At 69.8% G+C, this 13,801-nt stretch carries 12 protein-coding genes; 8 read left to right on the top strand and 4 right to left on the bottom strand.

The genetic code is table 11. The features are described from left to right. Positions 1-38 precede the first annotated feature (38 nt). The 4 genes from ACFPJ1_RS35830 (at position 39) to ACFPJ1_RS35815 (ending at position 2,899) form a co-directional block, all read left to right on the top strand. Positions 39-1,331 (top strand): sensor histidine kinase, encoded by a 1,293-nt coding sequence (locus ACFPJ1_RS35830; protein WP_380110748.1) that lies wholly within the window; start codon positions 39-41, stop codon positions 1,329-1,331. Further along, positions 1,313-1,966: a response regulator transcription factor gene (locus ACFPJ1_RS35825; protein WP_380110747.1), complete on the top strand. Its 654-nt coding sequence runs from the start codon at positions 1,313-1,315 to the stop codon at positions 1,964-1,966. The genes ACFPJ1_RS35830 and ACFPJ1_RS35825 overlap by 19 nt, the downstream gene beginning before the upstream one ends. Positions 1,967-2,030: 64 nt before the next feature. After that, complete coding sequence (locus ACFPJ1_RS35820) at positions 2,031-2,444, top strand: CoA-binding protein (protein WP_380110746.1); 414 nt, start codon at positions 2,031-2,033, stop codon at positions 2,442-2,444. Between the two features lie 32 nt (positions 2,445-2,476). Then, a complete protein-coding gene (locus ACFPJ1_RS35815) occupies positions 2,477-2,899 on the top strand; it encodes a TIGR03667 family PPOX class F420-dependent oxidoreductase (protein ID WP_380110745.1) in 423 nt (140 codons plus the stop codon). 119 nt (positions 2,900-3,018) lie between these two features. Here ACFPJ1_RS35815 and ACFPJ1_RS35810 read toward each other — a convergent pair whose 3' ends face one another. The 4 genes from ACFPJ1_RS35810 to ACFPJ1_RS35795 all read right to left on the bottom strand — a co-directional run bounded on the left by ACFPJ1_RS35810 (position 3,019) and on the right by ACFPJ1_RS35795 (position 7,110). Beyond that, complete coding sequence (locus ACFPJ1_RS35810; protein ID WP_380110744.1) at positions 3,019-3,267, bottom strand: DUF2630 family protein; 249 nt, start codon at positions 3,265-3,267, stop codon at positions 3,019-3,021. Then, the gene (locus ACFPJ1_RS35805) at positions 3,264-4,031 is read right to left on the bottom strand and encodes an ABC transporter permease (RefSeq protein ID WP_380110743.1); all 768 of its coding nucleotides are present in this window, start codon (positions 4,029-4,031) and stop codon (positions 3,264-3,266) included. Before ACFPJ1_RS35805 ends, ACFPJ1_RS35810 begins: the two co-directional genes overlap by 4 nt. A 48-nt stretch (positions 4,032-4,079) precedes the next feature. Next, positions 4,080-5,789 (bottom strand): AMP-binding protein, encoded by a 1,710-nt coding sequence (locus ACFPJ1_RS35800; RefSeq protein WP_380110742.1) that lies wholly within the window; start codon positions 5,787-5,789, stop codon positions 4,080-4,082. 172 nt (positions 5,790-5,961) lie between these two features. Next, entirely contained in the window at positions 5,962-7,110 is a 1,149-nt protein-coding gene (locus ACFPJ1_RS35795) for an ArsB/NhaD family transporter (protein WP_380110741.1), read from the bottom strand. A gap of 44 nt (positions 7,111-7,154) precedes the next feature. Here ACFPJ1_RS35795 and ACFPJ1_RS35790 point away from each other — a divergent pair, with 44 nt between their 5' ends. The 4 genes from ACFPJ1_RS35790 to ACFPJ1_RS35775 all read left to right on the top strand — a co-directional run bounded on the left by ACFPJ1_RS35790 (position 7,155) and on the right by ACFPJ1_RS35775 (position 13,309). Next, on the top strand, positions 7,155-9,872 hold the full coding sequence (locus tag ACFPJ1_RS35790) for a bifunctional acetate--CoA ligase family protein/GNAT family N-acetyltransferase (RefSeq protein ID WP_380110740.1): 2,718 nt from the start codon (positions 7,155-7,157) through the stop codon (positions 9,870-9,872). Between the two features lie 92 nt (positions 9,873-9,964). Next, the gene (locus ACFPJ1_RS35785) at positions 9,965-10,312 is read left to right on the top strand and encodes an aminoglycoside phosphotransferase/kinase family protein (protein WP_380110739.1); all 348 of its coding nucleotides are present in this window, start codon (positions 9,965-9,967) and stop codon (positions 10,310-10,312) included. A gap of 58 nt (positions 10,313-10,370) precedes the next feature. After that, on the top strand, positions 10,371-10,703 hold the full coding sequence (locus ACFPJ1_RS35780) for a hypothetical protein (protein WP_380110738.1): 333 nt from the start codon (positions 10,371-10,373) through the stop codon (positions 10,701-10,703). A 713-nt stretch (positions 10,704-11,416) separates the two neighbouring features. After that, on the top strand, positions 11,417-13,309 hold the full coding sequence (locus ACFPJ1_RS35775) for an HNH endonuclease signature motif containing protein (protein ID WP_380110737.1): 1,893 nt from the start codon (positions 11,417-11,419) through the stop codon (positions 13,307-13,309). The last annotated feature ends 492 nt before the right edge of the window (positions 13,310-13,801 follow it).

The following is a 13,801-nucleotide window of genomic DNA, read 5'->3' as shown; positions in this document are numbered from 1 at the left end:
ACCGACGACGGCCCGCCCGCGGCCCTACTGTTGGGCGCGTGGAGAGACCGGACGCCGCGTGGGGAGCGCTGGCCTCGAGGCGGTACCTCGTCTCGGCCTGGCCGTGGCGCAGCTATGCCTACCTGCTCAGCTCGGTCCCAGTGGGCGTCCTGACGATCGCCGCGCTGCTGGTGTCCGTGGTGGTCAGCATTGTGCTGAGCCCGATCGTGGTCGGCGTCCTGCTGATGGCCTCCATCCCGCTCTACGGGGTACTGATCGGCATCGTCGAGCGCTGGCGTGCCCGGCTGGTCGTCCCAGCGGGGATCGCGAGCCCACACGCGGCGATTCCCTCGACCTACTCCCGGCGGCAGCGGCAGACCTTCCGTCGACGGGAACGCGCCTCGATGCGGGCCCTCGGGTACGGCCTGCTGCTCGGCGTGTTCCTGTGGCCGCTCAACGCTCTGATCGCCGGCATTTGCGGTACGACGCTGCTCCTCACGCTGGGGGCGCCGGTCATCGCGGCCTACGACCAGATGGGCATGGGGCCGTGGGTCCTCGACAACCCGCGCGAGGGCTTCATCTTCCTGGTGTCCTTCGGACCGGTGTGGTTCGTCGTCAGCTCGTACGTCGTCGGCGCCCTCGCCGCGGCGGAGTCCGAACTGGCGAAGGCGTTGCTCGGAGCGCGGGAGGAGGAACTCCGCCGCAACCTCGCCGAGCTCCGCCGGTCCAGGCTCGATCTGGTGGACGCGTTCGAGACCGAGCGAGCCCGGATCGAACGGCACCTGCACGACGGGGTCCAGCAGCGACTGGTCGGGCTGACGATGACGCTGGGCCTGGCCGAGCTCGACCTGCCGGAAGGGGAGGGACGCCGATTGGTCGTGAAGGCACATGGTGAGGCCGAGGCTGCGCTGGCGGATCTGCGGGAGGCGGTCCGGGGGATTCATCCGCGGGTCCTGGTCGACCACGGGCTCGAGGCCGCCGTACGGGAGGTGGCGGATCGGAGTCCGCTGCCGGTGACCGTGCGGATGTCGCTGCCGAACAGGTTGCCGGCGCCGATCGAGGCGGCGGCGTACTTCGTCGTCAGCGAGGCGCTCGGCAACGTGGCCAAGCACGCCGCGGCGACGCGGTGCGAGGTGGAGGGCTGGATCGCCGGGGATCGGCTGGTCGTCACGATCACCGACGACGGCATCGGCGGCGCGGGGCCGGTCGGCGGTGCGGGGTCGGCGGGTGGGACGGGGCTGGCCGGGTTGGTGACGCGGTTGGACGCGTTGGGCGGGACACTCGAGCTGACCAGCCCACCGGGTGGGCCGACCCGACTGAGGATGGAGTGCCCGTGCCGGCTCGACGACTGAGCATCGTGCTGGCGGAAGACTCGCTGCTGCTGCGCGAGGGTCTCGCGAGCATCCTGGATCGCGCCGGCCACGAAGTACAGGACGCCGTCGGCGACGGGGACACGCTGTTGGCCGTCGTCCGCAAGCAGCCGCCGGACGTGGTGATCACCGACGTCCGGATGCCGCCCAGGCACAGTGACGAGGGCCTGCGCGCCGCGGCCGCGATCCGCGCGGAGTTCCCCGCCATCGGCATCCTGGTGCTGTCCCAGTACGTCGCCGACGCCTATCTCTCGTCATTGCTCGAGACAACGACCGGCGGGATCGGCTACCTGCTGAAGGACCGCGTCGGGCACGTGACCGAGTTCCTCGCCTCGCTGGATCGGGTGGCGGACGGTGGCACGGTCGTCGACCCCGAGGTGGTCCGGCAGTTGCTCGCCCGCCGCCGCGATGACGGGCCGCTCGCGGCGCTGACCCCGCGCGAGCTCGAAGTACTCGCCTTGATGGCCGAAGGGCGGGTCAACGCCTCGATCGCCGAGCAACTCGTGGTGAGCGAGGCCGCCGTCCGCAAGCACGTCGGCAATATCTTCGCCAAGCTCCACCTGGACGACGGGCTGGACCGCCGCGTCTCCGCCGTACTGACCTACCTGCGCGGCTGACCAATCTGCGCGGGTTGACCTGTCTGGGCGGCGGATCCCTTGGGCGGTGGGGGAGGATCGCGGTATGACGTGGGCTGATGAGAGTGACATCCGCAAGGTGCTCGCCGACTGCCAGACCTGGGCAGTCGTCGGGCTGTCGAACAACACCAGCCGGGCGGCGTACGGCGTGGCGCGGTTCCTGCAGGGGCACGGCAAGCGGATCGTGCCGGTGCATCCGTCCGCCGAGAGTGTGCACGGCGAGCAGGGCTACGCGTCCCTGGCCGACATCCCGTTCGAGGTGGACTGCGTGGACGTGTTCGTCCGGTCGGACCTGGCCGGCGCGATCGCGGACGAGGCGGTGGGAATCAACGCGAAGGCGGTCTGGTTCCAGCTGGATGTAGTGGATCCGGACGCCTACACGCGCACGACGGCGGCCGGGCTGACGATGGTGATGAACCGTTGCCCGGCGATCGAGTGGGGGCGGCTGGGTCCGTCCTGACCGAACGGCCCGACACGGATCGAAGGATTCAGATGATCACGATCGACACCTCCACCGGCTTCGGCACCCGCATCACCCGGCAACTGGCCGATGAGTTGGTGCTGTGGCTGACCACCGTCGGCAAGTCCGGTACGCCGGCGCCGAACCCGGTGTGGTTCCTCTGGAACGGCGAGCAGATCCTCGTCTTCAGCCAGGCCGACAAGGCGAAGCTGCACAACATCGCGAACAACCCGCGGGTGTCGCTGAACTTCAACGCCACCCACACCGGTGGCGACGTCGGCGTGCTGTCCGGCGACGCGGTGATCGACGACAAGTCGGCCACCGACGAGGAGCTCGCCGCCTACGCCTCGAAGTACGCCGAAGGTCTGGCAGGGCTGAGCATGACCCCGGAGCAGTTCCACCGGGAGTACCCGGTGCTGGTGCGGATCACCCCGGACAAGCTGCGCGGGTTCTGACCCCTGGCAGTTACGTGCAGAGCAGCGACTCTGCGCGATCGGCCGACCACACGCTGGATGCGGTGCTACACCTGGCCCGGGTTCGCCCGTCCTCGCGGCGGGCGAACCCGGTGGTGGGTTCAGTTGATGTAGCCCTCGACCACGTCGGCCGAGCGGGCCTGCGCGGACTCCGGGTCCTCGCCGAACTCCCTCTTGGCGCGGCGCTGGCGGAGCAGATCCCAGCACTGGTCCAGCTCGACCTCGAGGGCGCGCAGGCGGGTCCGCTCGTCCTGGTCGTCGTTGCCGCCGGAGGCGTGCTTGGTGCGGAGTTCGTGTTCCTCGGCAACGAGCTCGTCGATGCGGTGGAGGAGGCTCTTGTCGTCGGTCATGGGGAAACGGTACGCCCGTCCGGCAGCGAGGCCCGAGCCAGCAACTCGGTCATCATCAGGATCGCCAGCGACTCCGCCGCGAGCAGCCCGATCAGTACTACGAGCTGCAGCGCCGCGGCCGCGGTCGGTGAGGCGCCACCGAGCACCATCCCGACGAAGGCGCCGGGCAGCGTCACCAGGCCGACCGTGCGGGTCTGGTCGAGCGCCGGCAGCAGGGCGTCCCCCGCCGTCGGACCAGCGACCAGCTTGAACGCGTCCGGCGGCATCAGCCCGATCGACAGCCCGGCCTCGTACTCCCCGAAGCGCCCGCCGTACTCCGACAGCAGCCGCCGCCCGGCCAGGGTGGTCGCGTTCATCGCGCCGCCGATGATGATGCCGCCCATCGGCAGCAGCGTCTCCGGGTTGCGCGGTACCACCCCGGGTAGCACGAGCAGCATCAGGACGACGATGGCGCCGCCCCCGATTGCGATCGCACAGAACGCATACTGCCCCGGGACGACCGCGGTGGACCGGACCCGCCGGGCGCTCGTGAAGGTCGCGACCGTCAGCATGACCGTGATGAACGCGAGCGCGCCCAGCGTCGACTGCAGCGCGAAACCGACCACCAGGCCGACTACGGCGAGCTGGACGACCGCCCGCAGGGCCGCCGTGACGATGCCCTTGTCGTGCCGCAACGACGCGAACCGCGAGCTGGCCACGGCGATCGCGATCAGCAGCGGCAGGACCACCACCGCCGCGATCCCGAGGCCGGTGTCATAGGACATCCGACCATTCCAGCACGGCGTACGGCCGAACGGCTGGAGCTCGGCCGGTCAGGCCTGCTTGAAGTCCGCCTCGTCGTAGGAGTGCTCGGTCCGCTCGCCGGCGTCGACCTTGGCCGCCTCGTCCGCGCGCAGCTCGACCCGGCGGATCTTGCCCGAGATCGTCTTCGGCAGCTCGGCGAACTCGATCCGCCGGATCCGCTTGTACGGCGCGAGGTGGTCCCGGCAGAACTGCAGGATCTCCCCGGCAAGCTCGCGCGACGGCTCGCGCCCGGCCACCAGTACGACGTACGCCTTGGGCACCGCGAGCCGGACCGGATCGGGCGACGGGACCACGGCGGCCTCGGCGACGGCGGGGTGCTCGATCAGGACGGACTCCAGCTCGAACGGGGAGATCCGGTAGTCGCTCGCTTTGAAGACGTCGTCGGAGCGGCCGACATAGGTGATGTAGCCGTCCTCGTCCCGGCTCGCGACGTCGCCGGTGTGGTAGAAACCGCCGCGCATCGACTCCTCGGTGAGCTCTTTCGCGTCGCGGTAGCCGCGCATCAACGGCACCGGCGGGGGAGCGAGCTCGATGCAGATCTCGCCGTCGTCGCCGACCTCGTCGGTGGTCGGGTCGACCAGGGCGATCGAGTACCCGGGCAGCGGCCGGCCCATCGAGCCGAGCTTGACCGGCTGCCCCGGCGTATTGCCGATCTGCGCGGTCGTCTCGGTCTGCCCGTAGCCGTCGCGGATCGTCACGTCCCAGGCGTTGCGGACCTGCTCGATCACCTCCGGGTTGAGCGGCTCGCCGGCCGAGATGCACTCGCGGATCTGGATCTCGACGGCCGACAGATCCGCCTGGATCAACATCCGCCAGACGGTCGGCGGCGCGCAGAACGTCGTCACGCCGTACGTCGCGAGCACCTGCAGCATCTTCTCCGCGTCGAAGCGCGTGTAGTTGTAGAGGAAGACGGTCGCGCCCGCGTTCCACGGCGCGAAGACGTTGCTCCACGAGTGCTTCGCCCAGCCCGGCGAGGACACGTTGAGGTGGACGTCGCCCGGCTGCAACCCGATCCAGTACATCGTCGAGAGATGCCCGACCGGGTAGCTCACCTGGGTGTGCTCGACCAGCTTCGACTGACTCGTCGTACCCGAGGTGAAGTAGAGCAGGAGCGAGTCGTCAGCAGCGGTGTCCACCTCGGGCACCGGCCCGTCGTACCCGCGAGAGTCCTCGTAGTCGAGCCAGCCGTCCACAGGTCCGCCGATGCCGACGCGGATGCAGTGATCGGCGATACCTTCATAGCGAGGCGACTCCGCGCTGCTCGTCACCACGGCCCGTACGCCGCCGCGGGTGATCCGGTCGGCGAGGTCCGCGTCGGTCAGCAGGGTGGTGGCCGGAATCATCACGGCGCCGGCGCGGATGCAAGCGAGCATCACCTCCCACAGGGGGATGGTGTTGCCGAGCACGATCAGGACCCGGTCGCCCGGCTGCAGCCCGGCCCCGGTCAGCCAGCCGGCCACCTGGCGCGAGCGCTCGGCCATCTCCGCGTAGGTCAGAGTGTTGACCTCGCCGTCCTCCTCCACGATGGTCAGCGCGGCGACCTGAGGTTGCTCGACCGCGAGCGCGTCGAACCAGTCACAGGCCCAGTTGAAGCGGTCGAACCGGGGCCAGTCGAAGTCGCGGTAGGCGGTCTCGTAGTCCTCGCGGTGCGCGAGCAGGAAATCGCGCGCTTCGCGAAAGGCGCGGGTGGGCTCGGACGTGCTCTGTTCCTCGCTCATGGTCCGCACTATTGCGGACCGCCCTGCGAACGGCAACGCGACATCCGGTTGGACTCTGTCGGCGGGAGTGACTACAGTCGAACACATGTTCGATTCCTGGTCTTCTCCGTGGGTCCGATGGCCTCGCCGCCACCGGACGGCCTCAACCTCAGCTGGAGGTCCGCCTTCCCCGTCAGCTGAGGTTGAGGGCCAGGATCGCGCCGGCCAGGACCAGCGGGGTCAGCACCAGGCCGCGCCAGAGGAAGGACCACCACGAGATGTGGACGCCGGCAGCGATGCAGCGATCCCGCCAGAGCAGGGTGGCCAGCGCCCCCCAGAGGGTGAGCAGGCAGCCGCAGTTCACCCCGATCAGCAGCAGCATCATCCGCCGGCCTTCCGTCGCGGCCACCGGTTCCATCGCGAGATACGCCGGCAGGTTGTCGACCGCGTTGGCGCCGAGTGCGCCGGTGCCGGTCAGGCGCAGGTCTGCGAGCAGGCCGCCGGGGGTGGTGCCCGCCACGTCGTCGAGTAGATTCTCCAGCCCGTGCGCCGTCAGCGCGGCGACGACCAGGAACAACCCGATGACCGTGACGACCAGTCGCCACGGCAGCAACGCCCAGGTCAGTTCGGACGGGCGGCGGACCGCGAAGAGCACGAGGAGCACGAGCGCGCCGGCGCTGGCCGGCCAGGCGACGTTGACACCCGTCACGAAGGCAGGTCCGAGGGCGAGGCAGACCCCGGCTGCTCCCCAGAACAGCACCTTGTCGTCGATGCCGGGCGTCGGCGGTACGACGTAGCTGCGGCGCAGGTCGCGGTGGAACATCACGGCCAGCACGACGACGGTGATCAGCACCGCCGCGACGGCTGGTCTCCAGCTCAGGCCTAGGTAGTCACGCAGTCCGAGGCCGAGTTGGTCGAAGCGGTGGAGAGCGAGGAGGTTCGTGAGGTTCGAGACGGGGAGCAGCAGCGATGCGGTACCGGCCAGCCAGACGGTGGTGAAGGCGAAGAGCTTGGGCGGGATGTCGAGTTGGCGTGCCATCGCCAGCACCACCGGGGTGAGCAGTACCGCGCAGGTGTCGAGGGACAACACGATGGTCAGCGCCGTGGCCAGGGTGACGACGAGCAGCCACAGACGCCAGGTCCGGCCGCGGCCGAGGTGGGCCGCCTCCCGGGCGGTGACCTCGAACACCTTGGCCGCGTCGGCGAGCCCGGCGATCACCGTGACGGCGACCAGGAAGACCAGGACGGGGCCGATGCGTTCGATCACGGCGACAGCATCGTCCGCTGCCAGCAGTCGGGTGAGAAGCGCCACGGCCCCGCCGAGCGCACTCAGCCACCACATGGAATTCCAGACCTCCGATGCCTCCGTTTGAGTACGCTGGCCGCGTGACAGCGCCGGAGCAGCCTCAGCGACCGGCCCAGTATGTCCCGGAGCACCCAGCGGGGTACCCCGTGGTGTACGAAGCCGACGTGGTGCTGCGGGACGGGGCGACCGCCCATCTGCGGCCGATCACCCCGGGCGACGCGGACCTGCTGGTGTCGTTCTACGCGCGGGTCTCGGAGCAGTCGAAGTACTACCGCTTCTTCGCGCCGTACCCGGAGTTGTCCGACCGGGATGTGGCGCGTTTCACCCAGGTCGACTACGTGGACCGGCTGGCGCTGATCGTCCTGGTCGGCGACGAGATGATCGGCGTCGGGCGGTATGAGCGAACCGGGCCGCACACGGCCGAGGTCGCGTTCCTGATCGAGGACGCGCACCAGGGCCGGGGTCTGGGACAGTTGCTGCTCGAGCACCTGGCCCAGGCGGCCCGCGAGCACCACATCGCCCGGTTCATCGCCGAGGTGCTGCCGGACAACCGCAAGATGATCACCGTCTTCACCGAGGCCGGGTACAAGGTCGCCCGGGAGTTCGAGGACGGCGTGATCATGGTCGAGTTCGACATCGCGCCCACCGACACCTCCTTCGGCGTGATGCAGTCTCGCGAACAGCGCTCCGAAGCCCTGTCGATCGCGCGGCTGCTGACCCCGGCGAGCGTGGCGGTGATCGGAGCCAGCCGGCGCGAGGGCACGATCGGCAACGCGCTGCTGCGGAACCTGCGCGACGGCTTCCCCGGCCGCCTGTACGCGGTGAACACCGACACCACCGAGGACCAGATCGACGGCGTACCGGCGTACCCGACGATCCGGGACGTCGACGGGACGGTCGACCTGGCGGTGGTCGCGGTCCGCGCCGAGATGGTCGCGGACGTCATCATCGACTGCGCGGCCAAGGGCGTGCGCGGCCTGGTCGTGGTGTCCAGCGGCTTCGCCGAGGTTGGTGACGAGGGGCGCAAGCTGCAGCGGCAACTGGTCGGCCTGGCCAGGTCGTACGGGATGCGCGTGATCGGACCAAACGCGCTGGGTGTGATCAACACCGCGCCCGGAGTCTCGCTGAACGCGACGCTGTCGCCGCTGATGCCGAGCCGGGGCCGGGTCGCGTTCTTCTGCCAGTCGGGCGCGCTCGGCGTCTCGATCCTGGCGGACATGGTCCGGCGTGGGCTCGGCCTGTCCACCTTCGTCTCCGCCGGCAACCGCGCGGACGTCTCCGGCAACGACCTGATGCAGTACTGGTACTCCGACGAGGCGACCGAGGTCGTCCTGCTCTACCTGGAGTCGCTCGGCAACCCGCGCAAGTTCAGCCGGGTCGCTCGGCGGCTGGCCTGCCGCAAGCCCGTGATCGCCTTGAAGAGCGGCCGGGCCACCCAGGGCGTCCCGCTCGGCCACACCGTCCGGCGCAGTCAGTTGCCCTCAGCAACTGTCGAGTCGCTGTTCCGGCAGAGCGGGCTGATCGGCGTCGACACGCCCGGCGAGATGTTCGACGTCGCCCAACTGGTCGCGCACCAGCCGCTGCCCAAGGGCCGCCGGGTCGCGATCGTGAGCAACTCCGACGCGTTGACGCTGCAGGCGCTCGACACTGTCGCCGGGTGTGGGCTGAAGGTCGCGGGGGAGCCGCGGACGCTCAACGCGGAGGCCACCGCCGACGAGTTCCGCGATGCTCTCGGTGAGGTCTTCGCCGATGACCAGGTCGATTCGGTTGTGGTGATCTTCACCCCGCCGGTCCTGTCGAACGGTGCCGAGGTCGCCCAGGTGCTCGCCGCGGCTGCCGCGGGCTCCGACAAGCCGGTGCTGTCGACGTTCCTCGCCTCGCGCAGCGTGCCCGAGCAACTCCGCGTCCCCGACGAGCACGGCGGCGCCGCCCGCGGCTCGATCCCGTCGTTCTCCTCCCCGCAGTACGCCGTGGGCGCCCTCGCCAAGGCCACCCAGTACGCCGAGTGGCGGCGTCGGGCGGACACCCGTATCCCCGAGCTGCCCGACATCGACTCGGCCGGCGCGGAGGACTTCGTCGCGGAGTTCCTGCAGCGGCATCCCAGCGGCGCCGACCTGAACGACGCGGATCGGCAGCGGTTGCTCAGCTTCTACGACATCAGCGTGCTGCCGGCTTTCCCGGTGCTGTCGGCGGACGAGGCGGTCGCCCGCGCGGCCGACCTCGGCTTCGAGGTGATCCTGAAGGCGACCGCCGAGCAGTGGCGGATGCGCCCGGACCTGGCCGACATCTGGCGTCACATCCACCACGAGGAGGACATGCGGGAGGCCTGGGAGGAGATGACCCAGACCTTCGGCGTGGCGTCGGACCCGGCCCGCGCGCAGTTCGTCGTACAGAAGATGGCGCCCCCCGGCGTACCGGTGGTGATCTCCGCGATCGAGGACGTGTCCTACGGCCCGGTGGTGTCGTTCGGCTTGTCGGGCGTGGCGACGGACCTGCTGGGGGACCGCTCGTACCGGATGCCACCGCTGACCACCGTCGACGCCGCCGAGATGGTCGGCGAGGTGCGCGCCGCACCCTTGCTTTACGGCTACCGCGGTTCGGACCCGGTCGACATCTCCGCCATCGAGAACCTTCTGCACCGGGTCTCGCGCCTGACCCTCGAGCTCGAGGAGGTCGTCCGGCTGGACCTCCGCTCAGTCCTCGTCGCCGCCCAAGGAGCCACTGTCTTGGACACCTCCATCCGGATAGCCCCCAACGAGAAACCCCGCCAGGACGCCCCCGCCCGCCGCCTCACGTGATGCAGGCGGGCGCGGCGGAGGTTTGTCGAACGGTTCGCACTGGGGACCGCGCAGGAGTTCGCGCCGGTCGCCCGCGGTGCGATGGGCGCGGTATGGAAGAGCCGATCGCCATGGCCGATGGCGACTATGTGATCGAGCATGATGGCGGCTGGTGTCGGTTGTACGAGTGGGTCGACGGCGAGGTGCCTGACAGAGCAGATGTCAGCGCGACCGATTGGCTGGCTGCCCAGATGGGCCGGATCCATTCGCTCGACTGGAACGGCTCAGCTCACGTGGAGCCCGACGTTGTGCCCTTCTACCACCGGGTCGACCTCGACTGGCCCGCGTTGGTGGACGCGGCGGAGCGTGCCGAAGTCAGCTGGGCGTCGACTTTGCGCTGGCTGGTGCCGAGGCTGTGCGAGCTGACGGATTTGGTGAACGGTGCGCCGACCGGCGAGTAGATCTGGTGTCATCGCGACCTGAAGAACACGGACGTTCTGCGGGCTGCTGCCGGCAAGGGTGACACGTCCGGCAGCACAGCCCCACTGGCTCGTCGACTGGGACAACGTCGGTCTCCTGACCCCGTGGCGGGAGCTCGGGTCTGTGCTTCTGCGGCATGTCGCCAACGAGAACAGCGTGCGGCAGATCGTCGACGCCTACCGCTCGACCGGCGGCGCCGCCCGGATCGACGGCCCGGAGAGTTTCGCCACCGGCCTGACGATCGCCCTCAACTTCCTCCACGGCCAGGCAAACTCGGCCATGAACGAAGAACTGGACGACGCCCATCGCCGATTCGCAGCAGCCCAGGTGCCCCCACTCCTGGAGTCCATCCCCCAACCTGCCCTCCCTTGAGCAAGGCATTCAGCCAACGCGCTGGTAGCCGGCGGCACGCCAGCCCCACCCAGCGTCCTGAGGCCGCAGCACGCCCAAGATGCCGTAGGGGCAGCTCCGCCATGATGCGGGGCAACTCCGTCCATGGTGTGGGGCAGGCGCCCGTGGTGCCGCGGGCGCCTGCGCCGAGACTTCGCGGCTGGCAGGCGGGAGTCCACCCCAAGGCCGCGGAGCGAGACGGGCGGCAGACTTATTGCTAGCAACGTTCCCTAGCGGCCCTGATCACGCCTGACCTGCCTTTCGCTGCTCGACGGTAAGGTGCGCGCCTCGCGCTCGGGACGCAAAAGTCGGCGATCCCTCGCGTCACCTGATCCCGCCCCCACTGGCCACCCCACCTCACCTCACCTCACCTCACCTCACCTCACCTCACCTCACCTCACCTCACCTCACCTCACCTCACCTCACCTCACCTCACCTCACCTCACCTCACCTCGTCTCGCTCGCCTCAGCCCGCCGACTCTCCTGACTCCCGCGTGACCTGCCACCGCATCGCGCTCTCCGGGCCTGTAGCCCGATCTGCCCAGCCTCTCGCTGGGTCCACAGGTTCGGTGGGGTTGTGGACAACCTGACCGGATTCGATGCCTGCGTCGAGTTTCGGTCAATCTTCGGAATCCCTTACAAATAAGGGCCTTCCGGACCAGAAACTGTCCGAGGCGCCATCTAGAGTCTCGGGTATGGAGATCCTGGGCGAGCGGCCGGCATGGTCGATGAGCGACAGCGAACAGCTGACGACTCTCGACGCGCTCCAGGCTGAGATCTCCCGGTTACAGACCTACCACCTGCAGGTTCTGGCCGCCTACGACGCCTCCGGTCACGCCGCCACCCTCGGCGCCGGCGACACCGCCCGGCTGCTCGCCTTCCGGCACCGCCTCGACCCGGGCGTGATCAAGCGTGACCTGGCCCTGGCCAAAGCCCTCCGGAAGTATCCCGCCGTGGCCGACGCGCTCCCAGCCACCGGCGTCGAGGATCCGGCCGACGCCAACGAGGACGAGCCGGGCAGCGAACTGGACGGTGAGCCGGGCGTGGAGGTCGAAGCCGATGCGGTGGTGTTGTCGCCGGCGCAGGCCGCGGCGATCGTGGCCGAACTGGAGGCCGTCCCGGACACGGTGCCGGTGGAGGACCTGGCCGTGGCCGAGGGACAACTCGTCGCGCTGGGGCGCCACTTCAACCCGTCGGAGCTGCGTAAGGCGGCGCGCCGGGTCCGGGACCTGCTGGATGCCGACGGGCCGGCGCCGGAGGAGGACAAGGCCTACGCGCGGGAGGAGTTGCGGGTGAGGACCGCGGACCGGGGGGTGAGGTTCAGCGGCTACCTGGCCAACGAGAACGCCGAACTGTTCCAGGCCCTCATCCTGGAGGGCTCGAAACCCCGCAAGACCGTCACCGGCGAGTTGGACCCGCGCGGCCCGGACAAGCGCCGCGCCGACGCCCTCACCGACGTCCTCAACGTCGCCTCCAACGCCATCACCACCGCAGCCGGCCCAGCCGATCCCGCCGATGCGGCCGGGGCGACCCTCGACAGTGCCGAGACCGCCGGATCGCCAAGCGGCACCGGCACTCCAGACGCGGCCGGTAACGCCGCCCCGACCGGTGCCGCCGCCAGTGGTGCCGCGACCGGTGCTGGGGCGGTGGCCGGGCACGGCCCGAAGGCACACATCACGATCACCATCGACCTCAAAGACCTCACCGACGCAGGCGCCCACGCGGTCGGGACCCTGGTCCACGGCGAGGGGCTGTCCGCGGGCGCGATCCGGCGGGTGGCGTGCGAGGCGCAGATCATCCCGATCGTGCTCGGCGCGAACTCCGAACCCCTCGACGTCGCCATGGCGCAGCGTTTCGTGAACCGGGCAATGCGCCGCGCCCTGAACGCCCGCGACAAGGGCTGCGTCGTGTGCAAGGCACCGCCGATCTTCTGCGACGCCCACCACTTGATCTCCTGGATCGACAACGGCCCCACCGCCCTGACCAACCTGGTGCTGCTGTGCCGGCGCCACCACATCGACACCCACCACGGCCACTGGCAGATCACCCTCCAAGGCGGCACGGTCACCGTCGCGAGACCTGCCTGGGCCGACCCGAGCCCCATCCGAACCCGCTACCGCACACCCACCACCAGCTACGGCGGCACCGCGGCGTTCGGCCATGCCCGAGTCCACGCCAACATCCCGGCACACACCACCACCACCGTGAATGGCGCCGCCACCGCGGACAACCCGGCCGCGCAGTTCGACCCGTGGGGCGACACCGACCCGCCCGAACCAGGCACCGGCAAGCACACCCATCCACCCGACGACCCAACCCCAGGTCGGTGGGACCAGCACCAAGCTCACGACGCGGCACGCACCGCCGTGAATGGCGCGGTCGCACGGTTCGACCCATGGGCAGATACCGAGGCGCCCGATCCAGGGTCTGGCAAATACTCGCATCCAGCCGAGGACCCGACCCCGGGTCAGAGGGCGCTGCACCACGCCAACAATCTGCCACCGGCTACCGGCGACCGGGACTGGCGCAACGCGAACCCATCTGGCACCGGCCACCACGCAGAACGACCATGCCCCCGAACGGACTGACCATCGCGCCCGCACTATCCCGCCTCGAGCTACTGCCGGACGTGGATGCCGGGCGAGCAGACGCCAATTTTAGGACCGGCTCATTGCGGTGTGGTGCAGCCGCCGTCGGCGCGGTCCGCCCGAATCACCGTTGCGCGCGATGGTCACAACTGCCTCCGGTCGCCCCGAGCACCCCCGTCGGCCAGGAAGTGTCGACCCCGCGGCAGTACGACCGGACGTGCGGCACTGCGACCGGACCCCGCGCATTACGACCGGCTCGGCGTGGTCACGCACGGAAGCAGGTGGGGTCTTGTCGATACTGCGAACCTCAGAGGAGCGGAGAGGCAGCTGGTCGATGCCCTAAACACGGCCTACCGACTTTGCTTCGGACGGTCAGAACGGCCGGCTAGAAGTGTCGGACCGGCGTCGGTAGCGGCGGTGACGACGCGAGCGGTACGGCGGGCGGCCGGGAGCACGGCAGTGATGGTGACGCCGGTGGCCGCGTACGGCCGG

Origin of the sequence: Kribbella qitaiheensis, from assembly GCF_042657745.1 — a bacterium.
Lineage (GTDB): Bacteria > Actinomycetota > Actinomycetes > Propionibacteriales > Kribbellaceae > Kribbella > Kribbella qitaiheensis.
This window is presented reverse-complemented; position numbering and strand designations above follow the sequence as displayed.

Coding starts and splice junctions, on each gene's coding strand:
- ACFPJ1_RS35805 (WP_380110743.1), bottom strand. CDS start 4,031: ATGTCCTATGACACCGGCCTCGGGATCGCGGCGGTGGTGGTCCTGCCG.
- ACFPJ1_RS35810 (WP_380110744.1), bottom strand. CDS start 3,267: ATGACCGACGACAAGAGCCTCCTCCACCGCATCGACGAGCTCGTTGCC.
- ACFPJ1_RS35815 (WP_380110745.1), top strand. CDS start 2,477: ATGATCACGATCGACACCTCCACCGGCTTCGGCACCCGCATCACCCGG.
- ACFPJ1_RS35785 (WP_380110739.1), top strand. CDS start 9,965: ATGGAAGAGCCGATCGCCATGGCCGATGGCGACTATGTGATCGAGCAT.
- ACFPJ1_RS35795 (WP_380110741.1), bottom strand. CDS start 7,110: ATGTGGTGGCTGAGTGCGCTCGGCGGGGCCGTGGCGCTTCTCACCCGA.
- ACFPJ1_RS35775 (WP_380110737.1), top strand. CDS start 11,417: ATGGAGATCCTGGGCGAGCGGCCGGCATGGTCGATGAGCGACAGCGAA.
- ACFPJ1_RS35800 (WP_380110742.1), bottom strand. CDS start 5,789: ATGAGCGAGGAACAGAGCACGTCCGAGCCCACCCGCGCCTTTCGCGAA.
- ACFPJ1_RS35820 (WP_380110746.1), top strand. CDS start 2,031: ATGACGTGGGCTGATGAGAGTGACATCCGCAAGGTGCTCGCCGACTGC.